Annotated in this window: 18 protein-coding genes; 6 read left to right on the forward strand and 12 right to left on the reverse strand. The window is 66.4% G+C overall.

What is annotated here, in order from left to right; genetic code table 11:
• Positions 1-113: 113 nt before the first annotated feature.
• From ABIC66_RS19420 to ABIC66_RS19470, 11 genes are all read right to left on the reverse strand, one after another.
• Positions 114-830, reverse strand: coding sequence for a hypothetical protein (locus ABIC66_RS19420; RefSeq protein ID WP_354072272.1), 717 nt, complete (start codon positions 828-830; stop codon positions 114-116).
• A 120-nt stretch (positions 831-950) separates the two neighbouring features.
• Positions 951-1,265: a hypothetical protein gene (locus ABIC66_RS19425; RefSeq protein WP_354072273.1), complete on the reverse strand. Its 315-nt coding sequence runs from the start codon at positions 1,263-1,265 to the stop codon at positions 951-953.
• A gap of 8 nt (positions 1,266-1,273) precedes the next feature.
• Positions 1,274-2,392 carry an MvdC/MvdD family ATP grasp protein gene (locus tag ABIC66_RS19430; protein ID WP_354072275.1) on the reverse strand — a complete coding sequence of 373 codons (1,119 nt, stop codon included), beginning with the start codon at positions 2,390-2,392 and terminating at the stop codon, positions 1,274-1,276.
• A 52-nt stretch (positions 2,393-2,444) separates the two neighbouring features.
• The gene (locus tag ABIC66_RS19435) at positions 2,445-2,639 is read right to left on the reverse strand and encodes a hypothetical protein (RefSeq protein WP_354072277.1); all 195 of its coding nucleotides are present in this window, start codon (positions 2,637-2,639) and stop codon (positions 2,445-2,447) included.
• A 350-nt stretch (positions 2,640-2,989) separates the two neighbouring features.
• The gene (locus ABIC66_RS19440) at positions 2,990-3,679 is read right to left on the reverse strand and encodes a winged helix-turn-helix domain-containing protein (protein WP_354072279.1); all 690 of its coding nucleotides are present in this window, start codon (positions 3,677-3,679) and stop codon (positions 2,990-2,992) included.
• A gap of 7 nt (positions 3,680-3,686) precedes the next feature.
• Complete coding sequence (locus ABIC66_RS19445; protein WP_354072281.1) at positions 3,687-6,383, reverse strand: DUF4118 domain-containing protein; 2,697 nt, start codon at positions 6,381-6,383, stop codon at positions 3,687-3,689.
• Positions 6,384-6,962, reverse strand: coding sequence for a potassium-transporting ATPase subunit KdpC (kdpC, locus tag ABIC66_RS19450; RefSeq protein ID WP_354072283.1), 579 nt, complete (start codon positions 6,960-6,962; stop codon positions 6,384-6,386).
• A 27-nt stretch (positions 6,963-6,989) separates the two neighbouring features.
• Positions 6,990-9,074 carry a potassium-transporting ATPase subunit KdpB gene (gene kdpB / locus ABIC66_RS19455; RefSeq protein WP_354072284.1) on the reverse strand — a complete coding sequence of 695 codons (2,085 nt, stop codon included), beginning with the start codon at positions 9,072-9,074 and terminating at the stop codon, positions 6,990-6,992.
• A gap of 11 nt (positions 9,075-9,085) precedes the next feature.
• Positions 9,086-10,798, reverse strand: a complete 1,713-nt coding sequence (gene kdpA, locus ABIC66_RS19460) for a potassium-transporting ATPase subunit KdpA (RefSeq protein WP_354072286.1) — start codon at positions 10,796-10,798, stop codon at positions 9,086-9,088.
• Between the two features lie 308 nt (positions 10,799-11,106).
• Positions 11,107-11,661: a dihydrofolate reductase family protein gene (locus ABIC66_RS19465; protein WP_354072288.1), complete on the reverse strand. Its 555-nt coding sequence runs from the start codon at positions 11,659-11,661 to the stop codon at positions 11,107-11,109.
• Between the two features lie 40 nt (positions 11,662-11,701).
• Entirely contained in the window at positions 11,702-13,075 is a 1,374-nt protein-coding gene (locus ABIC66_RS19470; protein ID WP_354072290.1) for a DUF1552 domain-containing protein, read from the reverse strand.
• Positions 13,076-13,119: 44 nt separating this feature from the next.
• On the opposite strand from ABIC66_RS19470, the gene ABIC66_RS19475 reads away from it, so the two are divergent.
• From ABIC66_RS19475 to ABIC66_RS19500, 6 genes are all read left to right on the forward strand, one after another.
• Complete coding sequence (locus tag ABIC66_RS19475) at positions 13,120-13,893, forward strand: AraC family transcriptional regulator (protein ID WP_354072291.1); 774 nt, start codon at positions 13,120-13,122, stop codon at positions 13,891-13,893.
• Positions 13,894-14,193: 300 nt separating this feature from the next.
• A complete protein-coding gene (locus ABIC66_RS19480) occupies positions 14,194-14,613 on the forward strand; it encodes a DUF1795 domain-containing protein (RefSeq protein WP_354072293.1) in 420 nt (139 codons plus the stop codon).
• A complete protein-coding gene (locus ABIC66_RS19485; protein ID WP_354072294.1) occupies positions 14,610-19,070 on the forward strand; it encodes an RHS repeat-associated core domain-containing protein in 4,461 nt (1,486 codons plus the stop codon). Before ABIC66_RS19480 ends, ABIC66_RS19485 begins: the two co-directional genes overlap by 4 nt.
• A gap of 16 nt (positions 19,071-19,086) precedes the next feature.
• On the forward strand, positions 19,087-19,617 hold the full coding sequence (locus ABIC66_RS19490) for a DUF4303 domain-containing protein (protein ID WP_354072296.1): 531 nt from the start codon (positions 19,087-19,089) through the stop codon (positions 19,615-19,617).
• Positions 19,618-19,672: 55 nt separating this feature from the next.
• Positions 19,673-20,173 (forward strand): DUF4303 domain-containing protein, encoded by a 501-nt coding sequence (locus ABIC66_RS19495; RefSeq protein ID WP_354072298.1) that lies wholly within the window; start codon positions 19,673-19,675, stop codon positions 20,171-20,173.
• Positions 20,174-20,767: 594 nt separating this feature from the next.
• The gene (locus tag ABIC66_RS19500) at positions 20,768-20,929 is read left to right on the forward strand and encodes a hypothetical protein (RefSeq protein ID WP_354072299.1); all 162 of its coding nucleotides are present in this window, start codon (positions 20,768-20,770) and stop codon (positions 20,927-20,929) included.
• 119 nt (positions 20,930-21,048) lie between these two features.
• Here ABIC66_RS19500 and ABIC66_RS19505 read toward each other — a convergent pair whose 3' ends face one another.
• Complete coding sequence (locus tag ABIC66_RS19505; RefSeq protein WP_354072301.1) at positions 21,049-22,497, reverse strand: efflux transporter outer membrane subunit; 1,449 nt, start codon at positions 22,495-22,497, stop codon at positions 21,049-21,051.
• Positions 22,498-22,578 lie beyond the last annotated feature (81 nt).

Here is a 22,578-nt window from a genome sequence, read left to right on the forward strand (position 1 = left end):
GCGCCCCACCGGGGCGGACGGCGCGCGCCAGCAGATCGCAGACTGCACGACGGGCGCCTTCCCTGATCGACTGCAGTGGACGTTGAAAAGCGCCAGACGGTCGAGCCTCGAGCCTAGTCTGGAGCCGGCGCGACCGGCGGAGATGGCGTGGTTGGCGCGCCAAGGTCGATTTCTCCGTCGTAGCCTTCGCGGATCGGCAGCTCATAGCGCACGGCCCTTGGACGGGGCGGTTCGTTGCCAGTCGGGTGAGGACCACAGTTGTCTTTCCCCCAGCAGTTCCAGGCCAGCCCGCCACCGTTGCGGACCAGCAGGGACAAGGTCTTGTTCGCCGGAAGCCAGGCTCCGGTCGGCACGATCGTCGTGTCGCCGCTCTTGATGGCCGCCTTGCTGGCATGGACATTCCCGACCAGGACAAGCGTCAGGGCGTTGCGACGCGCCTTGGATGCGGCGAGAAGGCGCTCGGCCATCAGGCGGTTGTAATCGCTCTGCGGCGGCATCGCTCCCGAAAGGCTGGGCTGAAACGCCACGACGGAGATCCGATAGCCACCCGCCTTCGCCACCCGCAGACGCTGGAAGAGCTCGAAATAGGCTTGGCTCGAACGACCGTCGGGTATCGGTTGGCGCCAAATCGCGGAGGTTTTGAAGACGGACGCGGCCTTCTCCCGGCCGTCCGAGGCCAGAAACCGATCGATATCGGCCTGAGCGCTTTCGGGCTGTTCCAGCGCAACGACGACCGGCCTGCGCGTGACCTTGGCTGCGCATAGAAGATCCGACAGGATTTGCGGGGCTTCGTTGGTGCCGTGGATTTCGCCAACCAGCACGAACTGCACCGTCGGGCCAACCGTCCGCGAGGCTCCCGCCAGTGGGGCGCATCCCGCGAGGCTTGCCGAAGCTAGCAAGGATGCAATGATCATTTACGGACCTTCGGAGGATTTCGATGCGATCGCACGTCAGTAGCGGCTCAATTGCGATCGCTCTGCGGAGACCAGCTTGCCCCGGCGAGAAAAGACGAGCGTGAAGACCTGATAGGTTTCCACAAGACTCGGCTCGACGCTCGTCCATCGGACAGTCACCCCGCCGCCCGGATTTCGAATCCTGTGCGAGGGTTTGCCCAGCAGTGCAACGACATCCGACTCGGCGGTCCGACCGGGCTGGAGCACCAGGCCCGTCCCGTCCGGTCGAGCGATTGAGCCGATCTGCCCACCTCCATCGTTAATAGGGAGAAGCAGGAGCGCGGAGGCGAAAAAGCCGGCGATCAGGTTCATGGGCGGTCTCACTCGACGTAAAGGAACGAGCCCAAGGGGACCGGCGTGTGGCGCGGGTAGACGTGCTCGTAGAGATGCGTCTTCTCGGCTGAACGCCAAAAATCGGCGAACCGGACCGGATCGTCGCTGCCCTGCCAGGCGAAACGAGGATCATTCGATTCCAGGAAGTCCGCGAAGATCTGTAGGAGTGGCAGGGACGAGATCGTGTCCAGAAATAGAAACTGGCCCATCGGATTGACTTCGAGGAAATAAGTTTTGCCGTCCTTGCCGACCGCGAAGTCGAAAACGCCGAATACGAGATCCATCGCGTCCATGAACTCAAAGCATGCGTCCTGGATCGCTTGATCAAGAGCGTGATGCGAGGCGCGGAGGTCCGCGTTACTGTGGTGGGCATGGCGCCAATCCACCATCGTGTCGGCGTGGTCCTGGCTGTCGAGCCTAGCTGAGAAGCAACTGCGTCCCATCACGACCACGCGAAGTTCGAAGGCCTTCTCCACATAGTGCTGGTAGATTCCCGCGGAGGCTTCAATCGACGCCCGCTGACGCTCAAGCTCGGCTTGGTCGAGAACTACCGTGTAGCTGAACCAGCTTGATCCGGCGCCGTTCGTCCATGTTCCAGGTTCGAGAGGTTTGAAGGCGACCTTGCCACCTTGTTGCCGGCAAAAGCTGACGACGTCTTCGAAGCTGTTGCTGATGAGCGTATCGGGCACCTGGAGGCCACTACGAGCCGCCAGCGCCAATTGAAGCGGCTTGAGGCTGGTGTTGCGCCTCGACGCCGGCGGGTTCACCCACATGCCCTTTACGTCGACATACGGATAGAGGCCCTCGCTGATGATCTGGCTCTGACGTTTGGCGAATTCCACGTCGGCAGGGGCCAGAGAAGACGAGAGGTTGTTGGGACGCCGACGGCGCGTCAGCGCGACGTCGAAGGCTTCCGAGAAGGTTTCTCCAGCAAGGTTGGTGAAGCCGAACGATGTCCGGCCGTTCTGCAAATGCAGGCTAAGCGGAAGGATTGCTGGATGGTCGGTCAGGTGCAGCATTCGGGTGCTGTGCCCGCGACGCTTCAAAGCCCATTCGACCGCCGACGCGTGCTCGTCGAATGGAATGGTGTCGATCAGGAATTTCATGACGCCACATTGATCGTTCGGGCGGCCCGGCGGACGGGCCGCCCGGAGAAAATCAAGCGTCGCCTTCGTCGACGACGGTGCCGCCCGACGACATCGTCAACGTCGAGCAACCGTTCGGCGCGATGATGATGATCGGCATTTCGTCCTTCGGCGTAGGGGGCTCGGCGCCCGAAACGGCATCCACTTCGTCTAGGGTCAGCTCGCGGGCATAGGCCCGCGCCATGACCCGATTAGCAGCAAGCGTCATTGCGTCCTCCGGTTTAAGGCTGGAACATTGCAACCTTATCATCGGCGGCCGCCTTCGCAAGCCAAGATTGCTTTTTGGACAAAGCAACCTTGGAAGGCAAAAAGGCCCCTACCCTCGCGCCGTGGGCAAGCGTGGCCTCGGTCGACGCAGGCCCGGCGGCCAAGCTTTTGAGCGTTCGCCTAGCACCAACACCGTCATCCTCGGCAGTTCCGTCGTCAGCAGAAACAAAGGGTCACGCATTGAGTGCGCAAGCACGCTTTTTATAGTTCGCTATACTCAGCGAGCATGCACGGTTTTGGAAATATTCGGCGGCGGGTTTTAAGCCCAAGTCTTGCTCGCTATAGCCCAGGCTATTCCCGCATCCGGTATCCGACGCCGGGCTCGGTCACGATGAGCGCGGGTTTGCTCGGATCATCTTCCAGCTTTTGACGGAGCTGGCCTACGAAGACTCGCAGGTACTGCGTGTCCTCGGCATGGGCGACGCCCCAGACGCTGACCAGGAGTTCCTTGTGGGTAAGCACCTTGCCGGTGGCCTGGACGAAGCGGGCCAGGAGCTCGAATTCCTTGGGCGACAGCTTGACGGCGAGCCCTGCCTTGGTCACCAGCCGTCGGTCGAGATCGACTACGACATCGCCCAGCGACATCGGCCCAGCGGGGCGTCGCGACGCTGTTGACTGTCGGAGCGCCACCCGCAGCCGCGCCAGCAACTCACCGACGCCAAAGGGTTTTTCAACATAGTCGTTGGCGCCGCGATCCAGCGCCTGGATCTTCTCGATCTCCCGATCGCGCGCCGACAGGATGAGAATCGGCCCGTCGTAGAACGCCCGGGCTTTCTCCAGCACCGCCTTGCCGTCCATGTCCGGCAAGCCGAGATCAAGGACCACGGCGTCCGGCGACCACAGCGCGATGGCCCGCAGGCCTTCCTGGCCGCCGTCGGCGCGCAATGGCTCGTAACCGGCGGCGTCCAGCGCCGGGCCCAGGAACCGGTGAATCTGCGGCTCGTCGTCGATGACGAGGATGCGTTGGCGAACGGCGCTCATGGGCGGCTCATAGCAGATCGTGCGGCGTGGCGACGGTCTTGGGCAAGCTGATCAGCATCCGCGTGCCGCGTCCTTGGTGGATCGGACTGGCGGCGGCGATCCGACCGCCCATGGCGTCGACGAAACCCTTGGCGATGGCCAAACCCAGACCCGCCCCCTGGTGGCGGTCGCTGGGCTCTTCCAGGCGGCGAAACTTGTCGAAGATCAGCTCCAGCTCGGCGGGGGGGACACCCCTGCCCTCGTCCTCGACGCTGATTACGACATTGCCGCGATCCTCGTAGGCCGCCAGTTCGATCCGGCTGTCGGGGCTGCTGTAGAAGATGGCATTTTCTAAAATATTTACAATGGCTTGTTCCAAGAGGCTCGAGTCCGCCCAAACCAGGGTCAGGCTATCCGGATAGTCCCGCGACAGCGCTCGGCCGCCTAGCCGGCGCGACACGCGTTCAGCGGCCGCGTTCAGCACGTCGCGCACGTCGATCCAGTCCAGGCGCAGCCGCAGTCCGCCACCCTCCAGTCGGGTCATATCCAGCAGGTTGGCGACGTAGCGGCTGAGACGCTCGGCCTCCTCGCGGATGCTGAGCAACAGGTCGTCGCGCACGGCCTTCTTCATCTTGTCGCCGTAGTCGAGCAACGTGCTGGAGGCGCCCAGCACCGTCGAAAGCGGCGTGCGCAGGTCGTGACTGACCGAGTTCATCAGGGCGGACCGGAAGCGATCGGCGCGCCGCAGGGTTTCGGTCTCCAGCGCCTCAGTGGCCAGTTGCGAGCGCTCCAGCGCCACGGCGCCTTGTTCCAGCAGGGCCAGGATCAAGCGCTCGAGATCGGCGCCACGCGGCGCGTCACCGGCCTCGACCCCGGCCACGCCCGCGCGAGCCCGCACGCCCTCCAACGGCCAGAACGTCCAACGCGTCTGCGGCAGGGTGCCGGTGCCGAAGCCGGCGGCCTCCCCCTTCTCCCAGGCCCAGCGCGCAGCAGCCATTTGGGCGGCGTCCAGCGTCTCCACGCCCGGCGAGCCGGCGACAGGCGCGAGGTCTTCCCCCTCCGGCAGCAACACGATCGCCCGAGCGACGGCCGCCGCTGAGACCTGTTCGGCTAAGGCGCGGGCGACGGCGTCGCGACCGGTCGCGGCCGACAGAGTCCGGCTTGCCGCCAGCAGCGTCGTCACGGCGGCGGCGCGGCGTTGCGAGCCCACGGCCTGATCGCGAACCCGGCCCGCCAAGCCGCCGGACGCCAGGGCCACCGCCCAGAAGACGACGAGGGTGATGAAGTCCGTCGGCGAGCCGATCGCCAGACTGTAGCGCGGCGCCAGGAACAGATAGTTGTAGACGACGAAAGCCACGGTCGCCGCCGCCAAGGCGGGCCGCAAGCCGTGCAGCACACCGGCGGCCAGGACGGCCGCCAGGAAGATCATCCCCAGATCGACCCGGTCGAAGGCCAGGTCCAGCCCCCAGGCCGCCAGAGTCGCGGCGCCCACGAACAGCGCGCCAACCAGATAGCCTTGCCAAGGCCCAACACTCATCGGTCGCACTGGCCTCAGCTCGCGCTCGGGACCCGCTTCTGTCACGACATGCACCGCCACCCCTCGCGCCTCGCGCAGCAGGGCCCCGGCCAGGGACCGCCCAAGCAGCTCGCGCCAACGAGTCTCGACCGACTTGCCAATGACGATCTGGGTGACGTTATTGCGCCGGGCGTAGGCCATCACCGCGCCGACGATGTCGCCGCCGGTCAGCGCCACCGTCGTACCGCCAAGCTGCTCGGCCAGGCGATAGGCCTCGCGAAGGCGGGCCGCGCCGCCCTGCCCGACTTCCGGCCGGTCGGTGCGTTCGACGTGCGCGACGATCCAGGGCGCGTCCATCATCATGTCGGAAAGCCGCCGGCCCGCGCGGACCAGAGCGCCGGCCATGGCGTCGCCGCTGACCAGCACCAGGATCCGCTCCCCGGCCGCCCAGGGCCCTTCGACGCCCTTTTCGCGCATCGCGGCGACCAGTTGGTCGTCGACGGTCTGGGCCGCCCGGCGCAGAGCCAGTTCGCGCAGGGCGGTGAGGTTCTCGATCTTGAAGAAGTTGTCGGCCGCCAGTCGCGCGGTCTCAGGGACATAGACCTTGCCGGCGGCCATCCGCTCGCGAAGCTCGTCGGGCGTAATGTCGACCAACTCGATGGCGTCGGCTCGGGACAACGCGCTGTCCGGCACGGTCTCGCGCTGGCGCACGCCCGTGATCCGATGGATGACGTCGACCAGGCTCTCCAGGTGTTGGACGTTCAGGGTCGTCCAGACGTCGATCCCGGCGGCCAGAAGCTCCTCGACATCCTGCCAGCGCTTGGGATGGCGCGAGCCGATCGCATTGGAATGAGCGTATTCGTCGACCAGCAGAATCTTCGGCCGGCGCTCTAGCGCCGCGTCGATGTCGAATTCCATCTGCACGCGGCCGCGATGGTCGATCGGCTTGCGCGGCAGAACGTCCATGCCACGCAGCAGGCTCTCGGTCTCACGACGACCGTGGGTCTCGACCAACCCGATCAGAACGTCGACGCCCTCTGCCTTCCGGCGACGGGCGGCGCGCAGCATCTCGTAGGTCTTGCCCACGCCCGGGGCCATGCCCAGAAACACCTTGAGGCGCCCCCGGCTCGCCTTGTTGGCGGCGGCCAGGAGCGCCTCGGGATCGGGACGTCCCGGTTCCTTCTGGGAAGAGCGATCGTCCGCCGGCAACTAGCCGCCCTTTTGAAAACGGGCGTCGAGCGCCCTGTTGAGCGCCAGCACGTTGATCCGTGGCTGGCCGATGAAGCCTAGCAGTGGTGGCTGAATGTTGGCCTCGACGACCGCCAGCACCGCCCCCGGGGGCAATCCCCGAGCCTTGGCCACGCGCGGGGCCTGGAAGCGGGCATTGGCCGGCGAGATATCGGGATCCAGGCCCGAGCCGGACGTGGTGACCGCGTCGGCCGGGATCATCGCACCCGGGTTCTCGACCCGCAGCGCCGCGGCGTCGGTCTTTTCCCGTTCGATTAGCTTGTCGTTCAATGGTCCCATATTCGAACCGCTGGACGCGCCGGCGTCATAGCCATTGCCGGCGGCCGAAGGGCGGCCGTGGAAATATTCCGGCTTGGCGAACGTCTGGCCGATCAGGGCCGAGCCGACGACGGTCCCCTTGGCGTCGCGAACCAGGCTGCCGCCGGCCTGGGCCGGAAACGCCACCTGGGCGACGCCCGTTACGGCCATCGGATAGGCGACTCCCAGCAGGGCGGTGAAGAGGCCCATCGACACAAAGGCCGGGCGAAGATGCGAAAGCATGGCGGATGAGTCTCCGATTGCCGTTGTTTAGGCCAGGCCGAGGGCCGAGACCACGACGTCGATCAGCTTGATGCCGACGAACGGCGCGATCAGGCCGCCCAGCCCATAGACGGTGAGGTTGCGCGACAGCAGCTTGCCGGCGCCGATGGCGCGGTACTTCACGCCCTTCAAGGCCAGCGGGATCAGGGCGACGATCACCAGGGCGTTGAAGATCACCGCCGACAGGATCGCGCTTTGCGGGCTGTGCAGATGCATGACGTTCAGCGCCCCCAAGGCCGGCAGCGAGACCACGAACATCGCCGGGATGATGGCGAAGTACTTGGCCACGTCGTTGGCGATCGAGAAGGTCGTCAGGGCGCCGCGGGTGATCAGCATCTGTTTGCCGACCTCGACGATCTCGATGACCTTGGTCGGGTCGCTGTCGAGATCGACCATGTTGCCAGCCTCGCGGGCGGCCTGGGCGCCGGTCTGCATGGCGACGCCGACGTCGGCTTGAGCCAGCGCGGGCGCGTCGTTCGCGCCGTCGCCGCACATGGCCACCAGGCGACCCTTGCCCTGCTCTTCCCGGATCAGTCGCAGCTTGTCCTCGGGCGTGGCCTCGGCGAGAAAGTCGTCGACGCCCGCTTCGGACGCGATGGCGGCGGCGGTGACCGGGTTGTCGCCGGTGATCATCACGGTGCGCAGGCCCATGCGGCGCAGGTCGGCGAAGCGCTCCTTCACGCCGGGCTTCACGACGTCCTTCAGATGGATCACGCCGACCAGAGCGCCGTTTTCGCTGACCGCCAGCGGCGTGCCGCCCGAGCGGGCGATACGGTCGACTGCGGCGGCGACCTCGGTCGGAACCATCTTGGGATCGAGGGCCAGGCTGCGATAGACCGCGTCGACCGCGCCCTTGCGCCAGGACATGCCGCCCCCGCTTTGATTTGGAGCGTCGAGTCCGGACTGACGGGTGCTGGCGCTGAAGGCGATCGAGGTTGCGCCGGTCGGAACCTGGACGACCAGGCCCTGATTACGGCCCAGTTCGACGATCGAGCGGCCTTCCGGCGTCTCGTCGGCCAGCGAAGCGCTGACGGCGGCGCGCAGGGCGACCTCGGGACGCACGCCGGGAGCGGCGATCACCTCGGTGGCCATGCGGTTGCCGAAGGTGATGGTGCCGGTCTTGTCCAACAGCAGGGTGTCGACGTCGCCAGCGGCCTCCACGGCCCGGCCCGAGGTGGCCAGCACGTTGACCTTCAGCAGACGGTCCATGCCGGCGATGCCGACCGCCGACAGAAGCCCGCCAATCGTCGTCGGGATCAGCGTGATGAACAGCGCGCCCAGCACCAGCGGGTCAAGGACCACGCCCGAGAACTTACCCAGGCCTAGCAGGGTCACGACCGCGATCAGGAAAATCAGGGTCAGGCCGGCCAGCAGCACCGCCAGGGCGATCTCGTTGGGCGTCTTGCGACGGTCGGCGCCCTCGACCATGGCGATCATGCGGTCGAGGAAGGTCGAGCCGGCCTCGGCCGTCACGCGCACCTTGATCCAATCCGAGACGACCGTGGTCCCCCCGGTGACGGCCGAACGGTCGCCGCCGCTCTCGCGGATTACCGGCGCGCTTTCGCCGGTGATGGCCGCCTCGTTGACGCTGGCCATGCCCTCGATGATCTCGCCGTCGGTCGGGATCACCTCGCCGGCCTCGACCAGGATGATCTCGCCCATGCCCAGCTTGTGGGCCGGGGTCGGGATCCAGGTCCCGGTGGTCGGATCGATGATCAGTTTGGCCTTGGTGGTCACCCGGGTGGCGCGCAGGCTGTCGGCGGCCGCCTTGCCCCGCCCTTCGGCGACGCTTTCTGCGAGGTTGGCGAACAGCACGGTGGCCCAGAGCCAGACCGCGACCTGGATGGCGAAGCCCGCCGGTTGGTGGGAGACTGCGGCCGCGACCGCTGAGGCGGTCGAGAGCAGGGCCACGATCCAGGTGGCGAAGATCACCGGATTGCCGGTCAGCTTGCGTGGATCCAGTTTCAAGAAAGCGTCTTTGGTCGCGCGGGCCAGGACCGCTCCGGAAAGGCCGGCGGCCAGGGCCGAGGCCTTGCGGCGGCCCTCGCCGGCGTGGATGTCGATCGATGTCATGGGATCACCACTCAGCGGAGGGCCGCGACCGCGCCGAGCGCCTGGAAGTGCTCGACGATCGGTCCCAGCGCCATCGCGGGGAAGAATTGCAGGCCGCCCAGGATCAGGATCACGCCGATCAGGAGACCGATGAAGAGTCCGCCGTCCGTCGGCAGCGTGCCGGCGGTGGGGGCGAGTTTGGGCTTGGCGACGAGGGCGCCAGCGATGGCCAGGACGGCCACGATCGGCAAGAAGCGGCCTGCGGCCATGGCGATCCCGAGCGTCACGTCCCACCAGGGGGCGTTGGCGGTCAAGCCGGCGAAGGCCGAGCCATTGTTGGCCGTGCCGGAGACGTAGGCGTAGAGGATTTCCGACAGGCCATGCGGCCCGGCGTGCATCAGGCCCTTCAGCGCCTCGGGTAAGACGGCGGCGATGGCCGAGAAACCCAGCATCGACAGCGGGATGATCACGACGGCCAGGATCGAGAACTGGATCTCTCGCGCTTCGACCTTCTTGCCCAGATATTCGGGCGTGCGGCCGACCATCAGGCCCGCGACGAACACTGACAGCAGCGCCATGACGACCATGATCGCGACGCCGGAGCCGATGCCGCCGGGCAGGATCTCGCCCAGTTGCATCAGGAACATCGCGATGCCGCCGCCCAAGGGCATCAGGCTGGAGTGCATGCCATTGACCGAGCCGTTGGACGCGCCGGTGGTGGCGGCGACCCAGGCGGCCGTGGCGGGCGCGCCGAAGCGGACCTCCTTGCCCTCCATGTTCACCGACGTGTCGACCTTGGCGGCGACCTGCGCCGGGGGCGCTTGAGTTTCCGTGGCGTAGACGCCCGCCGCGCCGGCGAACAGCAGAACGAAGGCGGCGATCACCAGGGCCCGCACATCCTTCTTGGCCAGGACCATGCGGCCGAACGCGAAGAAGGCGGCCCAGCCCAGCACGTTGATCGAGACGGCCGTGATCAGGTTGGTCAGCGGCGTCGGGTTCTCGAACGGATGGGCGGAGTTGGCGTTGAAGATCCCGCCGCCGTTGATGCCCAGCATCTTGATGGCCTCCTGCGAAGCCACGGCGTAGAGCGAGATCTTCTGTTCAGCGCCTTCCAGCGTGTGGACCGTCACGCCGGCCGACAGGGTCTGGGGCAGCCCCAAGGCGACCAGGATGATAGCGACCACGAACGACAGCGGCAGCAGCACATAGAGCGTGGTGCGGATCAGATCGGCCCAGAAGTTGCCGACGCCCTCGCCCCGGTTGGCGACGAAGGCCCGCGCCAGGGCGGCGGCCACCGTCGCGCCGGTGGCCGCCGAGACGAAGTTCTGCACCGTCAGCACCAGCATCTGGCTGAGCGTCGACATGGTCGCCTCGCCCGCATAGCTCTGCCAGTTGGTATTGGTGACGAAGCTGATCGCCGTGTTGAACGACAGGTGGCCCGACAAGCCCAGGAAGCCTTGCGGGTTCAGCGGCAGCACGCCCTGCAGACGCAGCACCGCATAGACGAACAGGAAACCGACCAGGTTGAACGTCAGCAACGCCAGGGCGTAGCCGTGCCAGGCCTGGCTCTTATTCGGGTCGACGCCGCAGGCCTTGTAGAACAAACCCTCGGCGGGACGCATCACCGGGTCGAGGAAGGTTCGCTCGCCGTTCCAGACGCGCGACATGAAAACGCCCAGCGGCCAGCCGATGGCGACCGCCAGGCTCAGGGTTAGGGCGATTTCCGCCCATCCTTGCCAAGTCATTTGAGGATGTCCGTCAGAACTTGTCGGGGCGCAGCATGGCCGCGACCATGTAGCCGGCGACGATGATCGCCCCGGCCGCCCACATAAGATTCACCAGCATGGTCAGACGCGCCTCAGCCCGGCGGCGAAGGCGCCGAACAGTGCGAACAGGCCTAATCCCAGCGCGCCATAGAGAAGATCAGCCATCTCGGCCTCCTTTGGTGTCGGAGATCAAGGACCACGAAGGCGCGTAAGGGCTCCATATCGAAGGCGGGCCGCAACATAAGGGTTGTATAAAGATGCTCTTCGCTGATGACCGCCGCGATGGATCAGCAGGGGACGTAGATACGAAGCATGGCGCCATTGTCGTAGGCGGTCGTCGCAAGAACGTTTAGTTCGAGCGCGTCCGTCAGACCGCTGAATAGGGGTTTGCCGCCGCCATAGGCGATCGGCCGAGTCAGAATGGCGTACTCATCGATCAACCCTGCTTTCGACAATGCCTGGGCGAACCCTGCGCCGCCCCACGCAATGATTTCCCCGCCAGGCTGCTGTTTCAGTTTAGAAATTTCCTCTCGTAGATCGCCGTTCGCGATCGTGGAATCGGGCCAGGTCGCTTCCTTCAGCGTTTTCGAAAACACGACCTTGGGAATGTCGTTCATCGGCGCGGCGTAGGCATCGTCGGATTTTTGCCAATAAGGTCCCATTTCCTCGTAGCTCACGCGGCCCATGATGTGCGCGCCAGCGCGACGAATGCGGTCCAGCTTCCAGCGCTTGAGTTCCGCCGGCTCAGGAAAGCCACCCGTCGCCATGCCTTCCGGGGCGACCACGTAGCCGTCGATCGACAGGGTCATGATCAGTACGATTTTTCGCATCATGGTCTCCATTCGACTAGCTCGGCGGCCGAACCGGCCGAAGCCTCCGAGGCTAGACCGGCACGAGGCCGACGCTGTCGCCGATCCGTCCTACCGGCGCGTCGAGGCGAGCAACGATCGTGCGCAACAGGTCGGCGAAAGGCGTGCCGGGCGCGCAGACCACATGTCGTCCGCCTTCGATCGCACCGTCGGCGCGGCCAGCCAGGAAAACGGGCAAGTAGCTGTGGGCGTGGACATGTGAATCGCCCATCGGGCTGCCGTACAGCACGAGCGACCGCTGGAGCAGGCTCGCCTCGCCATCGCCGGTCCTGTCGAACCGACCGATCAGGTCGGCGACCTGCGCGACATGGAAGGCGTTGAGCCGCGTGAAGGCCTCGATCTGTTCGGGTTCTTGGCGATGGTGCGAGGCCGTGTGGAAGGGAGTCATCACGCCGCTTTCAGGATAGATGCGCTGATTGCGATCCAGGCCAAGCTTGATGGTGGCGACACGGGTGAGGTCGGCGGCGAACGCCAGGCGCGTCAGCTCGCCGAGTATTCGCACATGATCCGGAAATGAAAGCGGACCTCCGGCCTCCCCGTTTGAGGCGGCCCGCTTCATGCCTGCGAAATCGTGGATGCTCCGCTCAAGATCGCGAATGTCCTGGAGATGCGCGGCGAGCCGATGGCGGTCCTCGCCGGCGAGGTCGCCATGAAGTTTCCGGGCGGGATCGATCATCGCGTCGAGGACGCTGCCGCCTTGCGCCGCGTCCGCGGGGACCGCGCCAAACAGCCTCGCGAAGACCTTTCCCGGCGAGACTTCGGGCATGGCCGGCGTACGCGCGTCGATCCAGCTGATCGCGTGCCGATAGGCCGGGCTATAGCCCTGCGGCCATACTGGACCAGGCGGCTCACCAAGGTCTTCGACGGTCAGTTCGAGCGAGCTGATACGTGTCTGGCCCCGCAGGGAACGTGCGAAAATCTGATCGATCGAAGGCCCCGCTAGGACCTTTCCTTCGATGTTCCGCGCTGGGTGCGCTCCGGTCAGGAAGACGGCGGACGAACGCGCATGGTCCACACCGTCGCCGTCCTCGGCCGGCGAGAGGGACCCGGCGGGCCGGAGGTCCGTATTGCTGACGATCGTCACCTGCTCGCGAAAGGGCGCAAGCGCCGCGAGGCTGGGCGTGAACACGAAGTCGCGCCCCTCGCCTTCCGGTGACCAGAGATTGCGAGAGCGGCCATACGCGGTGCTGCCGCCCGCGCCGTGAACCATCTCGATCGCAAGCAATCTTGGCTTTCTGGGCCGTTCGCGCGCTGCGGTCGACGCGCTGGGGGGCGTCATGGCCTGAAGGAACGGCAGCGCCACCGCCGCAGTCGCCCCGCGCAACACCGTCCGGCGCGGCAGTGGGCCTCGAAAGATCGCCATCATCATCTCCTTGGAGACGGCCATGCTACGCTTTCCGATACGGCAATCTTTCGATAGATTGACAAATAATGTCGAATTTTCGCCAATCCGCGCACCGCGAAGACAGAGCCGCGCACGGCCCGGGTATGACCAGTTTCGCGCGTGACTATGTGTCGGGCGAGATGATCACGACCCACGCACATGATCGCGACCAGCTGGTCTACGCCTCGGCGGGCGTGATGACCGTTCGCACCGAGGAAGGGGCGTGGGTTACGCCGCCGCACCGAGCGGTCTGGATTCCGGCCGGCGTGCCACATGCAATCGCCATGTCGGGGCATGTCGCCATGCGGACGCTCTATTTCCGGCCCGCTCTGGTTCGCGGACTGCCACGCAAATGCTGCGTCGTCGCGGTGTCCAATCTGGTCAGAGAACTCATCCTTCACGCCTGCGCCCATGGGGCCGATCGCCACGTCAGCGCGCTGCTCACGCGTCAATTGCGCGCCCTGCCCGCGCTTGCCCTGGAACTGCCGATGCCCTCCGACGTCCGAGCGCGCCGCGTCGCCGAACGGCTCGCGGATGATCCGGGCGCCCGAACCGGGTTGGCGTCGCTCTGCCGCGATGCGGGCGCGAGCCGTCGGACGATCGAACGGTCTTTTCTTGCCGAAACAGGCCTCTCGCTCGGCCGCTGGCGCCAGCAAGCGCGCCTGATGCACGCGGTTCAAATGCTTGGAGGTGGGGCGAGCGTCACCGAGGTCGCGTTCGAGGCCGGCTATGGCGCGCCAGGCGCATTCACTGTCGCCTTTCACAAGGCGTTCGGCGCTACGCCGACGGCGTACTTCTCTGCGCCTGATGTGGCATCCTGACCGGTGGTGCATCCGGCCAGCCGCCCAAGCTAGCAAATCTCCGCTACCGTTCCGTCGCGCGAAGATAGTCGACCGGCGCTTGATTCGCTGGTCCGGATGCCGTCGACAATACGAGTCACCACTACCGATTTGAGATGACGCGGGAAGCTTAGCCTTTCGAACTCTTCGCACCTCGAAGCGCGAATATCGATCGTGAGCGACGAGATCTTTCTAGTCAGTCATTGCGCTCCCGAATGGGGGTAGGCCATCTTGGCGTCCCAGGGTATAGAGACCCTATACCGCACCAATAGGACGCAAAAAGTGTATCGGATCGCCGAGGGATCGCTAACACTGGCCTCCGAGTGGCAGGATCAAAGCGTCAACGTGCTTTTGCCCATGGACGCCAAGGTGCATGGCGCCAATCTGGTCATCGCGCGGGATCGCCTCCCCCTTGGCATGACCTTCCGCGATTATGTCGCTCAGATGCGCCAGAATTTCATGTCGCAGCTCGTCGGATGCGAGATTTTCGCCGACACGGCCGGTCAGGTCGACGGTCGCGAGGCGCAGCTCATGGAGCTCGGTTGGCGCAGCGACGGCAAGCCCATCCATCAGGTGATGGCGCTGGTGCTGCACGAGGCCAACGCCATACTCACCTTCACCGGTTCGATCCCGGGCGGGCGCGATGAGGAAACTCGCAACGCGCTAATCTCAGCGATCACGTCCTTCACCTTCGCGCCGTGACCGACGCGACCCCTATAGCCCACGACAAGCTGCGCGAGCTTAGCGAGCGCACCGCGGCCAAGAGCAACGCGGGCACGGTTTCGGCGATCGCGACGACGGGACACGTCGCCTCCGCCGGCATTGTGGCCGCGGGGGCCTATTCGGCCTACAGCTCGGGCGGATTGACCGCGCTGAAATGCTTTGGCGGCCGGGTCGCCGCGCCGATCGCGGGAGCCATGGCGGGAGCGTGGATCGCCGAACAGGTTCATGCGGACGAAGGGGCGTTCTGGGTCGCGCAACAATTTGGCGCCAAACGCCTCGCGGGCCCCGGGAAGCAGGCCGCGCACCTCACGCACCAAATCGCGCATAGCAACGCCTTTGCCGGCCTGCTCGCTGGCATAGCCGCCGGTATCGTCGTCGGAGCGCTCGTCGCGGTGAGCGCCGCCGCGATCATCGGTACAGCGGGCATGGCGGCGCCGCTCGTGGGGGCGGCGGTCGCGTTCGGCGCCGGCGCGGCGGGTGGGTTCGTCACCGCCGCTATCGCCGGGGCGGGCGCTAAGATGGCCACCCTGTCCGGCCCGATCGCCAGCGGTTCCTTCAATGTGTTCTTCGAAGGCAAGCCCGCGGCGCGCGTCACCGACATAGCCGCCTGCACCAAGCATCCGTCGGCGCCCTCGCTGATCATCGAGGGCAGCAAGACCATCTTCATCAACGGCCTGCCGATGGCGCGCATCGGCCACAAGCTGTCGTGCGATGCGGTCGTCCAGGAAGGCTGCAATACCGTACTCGGCGACGATACGACCGGCAGCTACGGCACCCCCGACGCCGAGCTGTCGATCGCGGAGCAGCTGCTGCTCTCGGTGGCCGAAGTCGTGGGCATGCGGTCGGCCGTGCGCCAGGGTGGACTGCTCGACGGTAGTTTGCGGCGGCTGTTCGGCGAGCCGGTCGATATCGTCACGGGCGACTACGCCGACCATCGGGTCGACTTCCATTATCCCGGCGCCCTGCCCTTGCGATTGGAGCGGACCTACCCCGGACGCATGCGGGTTGAGGGCGTGCTCGGCCCGCGTTGGATCTGCAATTGGTCGCAACGGGTGCTGCTCGACCAAAAGGCTGGCACAGCGTTGCTCGAGGACGCGGGCGGCCAGCGACTGTTGTTCGCGATCGGAAGCGGGCTCCAGATCGACGCCCGTCACCTCAAGGCGCCCTATTATCGGCTGACCGGCACGCGCGACCAGCTTCGCCTGTTCGACAGTCGCACCCAGCAGTTCCTGCTCTTCGCGCCTGTTGGCGACCCGGCGGTCCTTGAACTGGGAGGGATCGAGGATCGTAACGGCAACCGCATCCTGTTTCATCGCGACGCCAAGGGGCGTCTGGCTAAGATCCAGCATGCGGACGGCGCGATGTTCCGCGTGCAAACGACGCCGGAGGGATGGCTAAGCGCGCTGTGGATGGAAGGCGAGCGCGAGCCGCTGGTGCGCTACGACTACGATGCCGATGGGCGCTTGCTGCATGTCTTGGGCGCGTTCACTGGCGAATTCCACTATCGCTACACGCCCGAAGGCTGGCTGAACGGGTGGCGTGACAGCGGCCTGACCGAGGTGGAAATCGCCTACGATTCGGTGGGTCGAGTCGTCGGCACGCACACCGGCGAGGGGATGTTCAACGATCGCTTCCTCTACTTCCCGGAGGAGCGACGCTCGCGCTATGTCGACGCCACCGGAGCGGTCTCCAGCTTCCGCTATGACGCCAACGGCCTGGTCGTCGAGGAGGAGGATCCGCTCGGCGCGCGCACGATCAGCGAATGGGACTCGCTCGAGCGGTTGCAGCGCCGGATCGACCCGGCCGGCCGCGAGACACGTTTCGCCTATGACGGCGACGGGCGCCTGATCAGTCAGACCGATTGGGCCGGACGCAGCGCCCGTTGGGCCTATGACAGCTGGGGCGCGCTCGTCGAGTTCGAGGGCCCGGACGGCGTGACCAGCTGGACCCGTGATGCGCGCGGCAACATCGTCGGCTGGAAGGAAGCGGACGGCGCCTCGGGCTCCGCGGAGTATGACGAGCGCGGCGTGCTGGTCCGCGAGCAGGTCGCTGGATTTGGCGCCACGGAATGGGAAAATGACGCGGCCGGCCGTCCCCTCGCCCGCCGCGATCCCGGCGACCGGGTCTCGCGCTACGCGTGGGATCGGATGGGGCGTCTTTTGGCGCTCACCGACCCCGCCGGACGAACCAGCAGCTGGGCGTATCAGCCCTCCCCCGAGAACCCACGCGGCTCGGTCAGTCACGCGCACACGCCGGACGCCGGGGAGATGCGCTTCGCCTACGACGGCGAAGGGCTGATCAAGGCTCGCGTCCGCGCCGACGGGCAAACGACCCGCTTTGTCCATGGCGCGTTCGACACGCTGCGTCAGATCATCGACCCGCTCGGCGCCACGACGCAGTTCGCCTATGACGGCGCGGGCCGCTTGGCAACGATCACCGACGCGGTCGGGCAGCAATGGCGATTCCGATACGATCCGGCCGGGCGGCTCTCCGCCCAGATCGACTGGGCGGGTCGCGAGACGCTCTATCACCGCGACCTCCTCGGTCGCGTCCTGAGCAAGCGGATGCCGGACGGCGCCGAACAGCATTTCGAATGGGACCCACGCGACCGCATCGTGCGGGTGACCGCGGGCGAGGACGCGATCTCGTATCGCTATGACGATCAGGACAGGCTGGTCGGCGCCAGCACCTGGGTGCTGGCCGACGGCGCGCCGCGGCGGATCGCCGATGTCTCGCTCGAGTACGACGATAAGGGCCGGCTTGTTCGCGAAGAGCAGAACGGGATCGCCGTCGCCTACCGCTATGACGAGGCGGGCCGATGCGTGGGGCGCTCCAGCCCCAGCGGCGAGACGGCGCTGGCGTTCGACGAGGCCGGTCTGCTGACGCGCTACGAGAGCAACGGCCATGCCCTGCGCTTCGCCCACGATGCGAGCGGGCTAGAGACGTTGCGGGAGCTGTCGGCGATCGGCACGCCCACCGCGTTCCAGCTTCGCCAGCGCTACGATCTGGGCGGGCGGCTGGCGGAGCAGCGAGCGGGCGGCGTCGCCGTCTTCGCGGCCGGGCGGCAGGAGCCCGACGCCCTGACTCGGCGTTATGAATGGGATCGTGTCGGCCGCCTGGCGAGCGCCGCCGAGACCGGCGCGGCGGCGGGCGCGCAGGGTGTGACGCGCTATCACTACGACCCGCGCGATCAGGCCGTGGCGGTGGAGCGCGGCGGCGGCCGCGAGACCTATCGCTACGACGCGCTGATGAATGTCGCCGAAGGCTTGGCGGGTGAACATCGCTATTGGCGCGACTGTGTCGTCGAAGCTGGCCCCAACCGGTTCCGCTACGACGCGCGCGGGCGCATGACCGAGCGTGTGCTCACGCAAAACGGTTTCCGCCCGCGGCGCTGGCGTTACCTCTGGAACGGATTCGACCGGCTGGTGGGGCTGGAGACGCCCGACGGCGCGCGCTGGCGCTACACCTACGACGCGTTCGGGCGCCGGGTGGGCAAGGCGCTGCTCGACGAGCCCAACCGTCGGGTGGACTATGTGTGGCAGGGTCAGGCCATCGCCGAGGCGTGGCGTCGAGGCGGAGACGGTGGCGCGGGAGCTCCCGGCTCCAACCCGCTCCACATCGAACGCTGGCACTTCGAGCCGGACGGCGTGCGTCCGCTCGCCAAGGAACTCGTCCGCGCTGGGGACGACGGGGCGCCCGCGCGCGGCGAGTCGGAGCTGCTGCCGATCGTCGCCGATCAGATCGGCGCGCCCAGCGCACTGTTCAACGCGGAGGGCGCGTGCCGCTGGCGCGCCGAGGCCGAGCTATGGGGCCGCACGCGCACCGCACGGGACGTGCTGCGCGAACGGCAAGGCGAGGTCGAGGACGGGGCGGACCAGACGTCGTGCGCGCTGCGTTTCCCGGGCCAATGGGAGGACGCCGAGAGCGGTCTGCACTACAATCTCAACCGCTACTATGATCCGGAGACGGGGCAGTACCTGTCGCCCGACCCGATCGGGGTGGCCGGCGGACGTAGAACCCACGCCTATGTGCACGATCCGGTGCGATGGATGGACCCGCTCGGCCTAGCGGAATGCAATTGGGGCCAGTGGTTCGCCAAAAAGACCGGGACATCGCCTCCCGAAGGCATGCCTCGCCCGCACGCGCACCACATCGTCTACAAGGGCGAATTCGCCGAAAATCCTGCGATGCAATCGGCGCTCGCCCGCAGCCGCGGCGTCTTGTCGAAATATGGCATCGACGGGGTCAACGACCCTGACGCTCTCATGTGGGCGCCAAACCGGGGGCACAGCGTCGCCAACGCACGCACGGTGGCCTCCCGATTGGAGGCGGCAGACTCCCGCATTGCGGCGCAAAATCTCCCCAAGGCCGACGCAACAAAGGCTATGAAGACCGAGTTGCAGCAGATTGGCCAGGACGTGTTCGGCTGGCCGTAATCGAAAGGAAGCGCGCGTGGACTGGGACGCGAGAGTAGAGAAGCTTCGCACGGCGACGATCGCGGCGGTTGACGCGCTGACGCCGTTACTCGAAGGCCAACGCCTCTATGCGATCTGCCTTCAGACGGCGGATGACGGCATGAGCGTTGGGTTCTGCGCCAATACCGAGGAGGGGTACGCCGAAAAACGCGCCTCCGAGGCCGAAGTTGAGGAAATGACCCCGCAATACTCGGCCTATCTACGCTGGGCCCCCGCCGAGTGGCGATACGAGTTTTTTGGCGACGACCATTTCGCGGACGTCAATAGCGACCTCACTGCGGCGAGCCTCGATGGAAATGAGGATTTCAGCGCCTATTTTGACCGCCTCATCGACGCGATGATCGATGCGCTCGCCTATCTCCGGGCCGAGCGGGCGCAGGCGCTCGACGGCGTTACGCTGTTCGTGACGATCTCCGACAGCGAAGAGGCCAAAGCGGTCGAGCGGCGGTCAGCCGATCGCCTGAACCCACCAACGCTCGCCGGTCAATTCGGCCAGCCCCTGAACTAAGCGGCGTTTGCAACGCGCCGGCCTGGAAGCATCTCTCGCCTCGAGGGAGGAGTTGGTGAATTGGAAGGGCATTTCCACAAACCTTCGAGAAGCGTCTCTGTTGTCGGTAATAAATCTCTTATCTAAGCATGACGACGAGCGCGTATATGCGCTGGCTCTATTTACGTCAAACGACGGCGCTAACGTCTCGATGGCCGCCAACACTGAAGAGGGCTACCAGGCGCATTTAGCCGCCGAAGCCGAGGATGAGATCTACTACCGTTGGGCGCCCGCCGAATGGGTGGTGGAAGGCTGGGACAGGGCTGCCTTTTCACGGGTGAACGCACTGCTCGCGCAACAGGACAAATCGGACTTCGACAGCTACTTCGACAACCTGATTGAGGCGATGACCACTGCCCTGGCGGCGGTTAAGGAAACGCTGGGCGAGCAGCTCGCGGATGTCACGGCCTTTGTGACGGTGACGGACAGCGACGCCGCCGAGGGGATCGAGAACGTTTCGGCCGCGCGTAACAATGCGGCCGATCTTGCCGGCCGTTTCTTGCGCCGCTTCGGTTGAGCTTCGGCCGGAGTTTCGGTCGATCACCCTATCAACAATGCGGCCACGGCGCCCGCGCGAGCAGGTGATCCGCGGAATATTGGTTTGCCGCGAAACGGAGAGGCCGGCTTGGCGAGTGATCACCTCCACGCCTAGCAAAGCGCTGCGGTGATTGGAGATAACGGCGCCAAGGCGTGCCTCGTCGATTGCATGGAGATGCTTAAGCGCTTTCGCGCGGGGCGCCTCTCAGGAGAAACGCCCTTGCAGATCTCGTCGGCGCGGCCAGCGAAGCCTGTCTCGCCATCACACCGGAGAAGCTCGCCTATCTGCGGACCGAGCGGGCTCAGGCGCTCGACGGCGTTACGCTGTTCGTGACGATCTCCGACAGCGAAGAGGCCAAAGCGGTCGCGCGGCGGTCGGCCGATCGCCTGAACCCACCAACCCTCGCCAATCAATTCGGCCGCCCCTTGGACTAGGCGGCGCTTGCGGCGCACTCCGGGAGGGTGAGCCGTTGACCCAATCGGCAGACGGAATGCGCCATCTACCGCCGTCAAGGAAGGCCCGCGCTTAGACTGGCGGGCGGGCGCCAGGCGTTCTCTCCAGGAACGCTCTCACATGGCCGACGACCTGCTCGAGTTGGACTTCGAGCAGCTAGTGACCGCCGTCGAGAAGATGCAACTCGGCATCGGGAAGGTCACGGAGATAGGCCCGCGCCGACGCTTCAGGCATGTAGCGTCCTGCGGCCCCCACAAGACTCGCGTCGGTGGCTGCTGGTAGCGCGGAAACCAGTCGAGGTTCCGCTTCAGCCCCGCCAAAACGCCCACCGTGATCTCCTTTCGCCACGGTTCCACCCCGCCCGCGCTAGAAAGTGCGCTCCGCGCCGACGCCAATTCGCTTCAGCCCGCCGCTTCCTTATGCCAGCCGCCACCCAAGGCCAGGAAGGACCTTACGGCGGCGCGCGCGGCGTCGGTGTCGGCTTGAGCGCGGGCGTCGCGCGCCATGAGCAAGCGGCCATCGGCGTCCAGCACCTCTATCAGGCTGATCGCGCCGGCCTTGTAGGCCACCTCCGAGGCGGCGCGGGCCTTGGTCAGAGACCGCTCGCCGTCGACCAGGATCCGCGCCTGATCCTCGCGCTTGATCAGGCTGGAGAAGGCGTCTTCGACATCGGCCGTCGCTCGCAGCACCGACTGTTGGTAGGCGGCCAGGACCTCGGCGTTGCGCCCCCTGGCCGCCTTGACCTGGGCGTCGACGCGGCCGAAGTCGAACAGCCGCCAGCGCAGGCCCAGTACGCCCTGGGCCTGATTGGCCGAGCTTTGAAAAAGGTCGCCGCTGGCCGTCGAGGCCGCGCCGACCAGACCCGTCAGCGAAAACTTGGGATAGTATTCGGAGATCGCCGAGCCGATCGCGGCATTCGACGCCTTCAGTCGCCACTCGGCCACCGCCAGGTCCGGGCGACGGCGGATCAGGTCGGCCGGACCGACCGCCTCGGTGATGGCCGGAGCGCGCGGCACCGGCGTCGTGATCGCAAGCTCGGCGCGTGTCGTACCCGGTTGCACGGCCAGCAACACATCCAGCGCGTTCATCGCGGCCTCGAGCCCCTCCTCTAGCGCCGGGAGCTGGGCGCGGGTCTGCGCCAGAGCGCCCTCGGCCTGATGTAGCTGCAGTTCGGAAGCGACCTGCCGGCTCTGTTGCAGGCGCACCGTCTCGACCAGCCGGGTTTGCGTCCCGATCTGATCGCGGGCGATGGCCAGGCGCGCCTGCAGGCCGCGGATCATCAGATAGGTGTCGGCCGTCTGGGCGGCGATCGACAGGCGGGCGGCGGCGACGCCGACTCGTGCGGCCTGATAGTCGGCGACGGCCGCTTCGCGATCACGCCGCAGGCCGCCGAAGACATCTATTTCCCAGCCGCCGGTCAGATCGGCGTCGTAGAGCGAACCGTCGCGGTCGAAGCCGGGCGCGGCCGAGGCCAGCCGGCCCGTGGGCGTCTGCGTCGAGAGATGGGACTTCGCCGCGCTGGCCTGCGCGCCGCCTGATGGCAGCAAGGCGGCGGTGGCGGCCGACAGGCCCGCCCGCGCCTGCGTCACCCGCGCCGTGGCTTGGGCCAGGTCCAGGTTCTGGGCCAGGGCGCGATCGACCAGGCCATCGAGGACGGGATCATTGAAGCCCCTCCACCAAGCCGCCTGATCAGCGGATGCGGGCGGCGCCGCGCGCCGCGCCACGGCCTCCGCGCCGATGAACGCCCCGGCGACCGGGGACGACGGCGGTTTGTACTCGGGGCCCACGGCGCAGCCGGTGATCGTGACGCCGGCCAGGGCCAGCAGAGCCAAGCTCGAAACCGATCGCATCGCGACCTCCTCGTGAATTATCGTGACCATATGCTAATTTGGTCACTCGTTGTCAATTGCGGGGCGCGATGTTACCTATTA

The organism is Caulobacter sp. 1776 (assembly GCF_040545685.1).
Classification (GTDB): domain Bacteria; phylum Pseudomonadota; class Alphaproteobacteria; order Caulobacterales; family Caulobacteraceae; genus Caulobacter.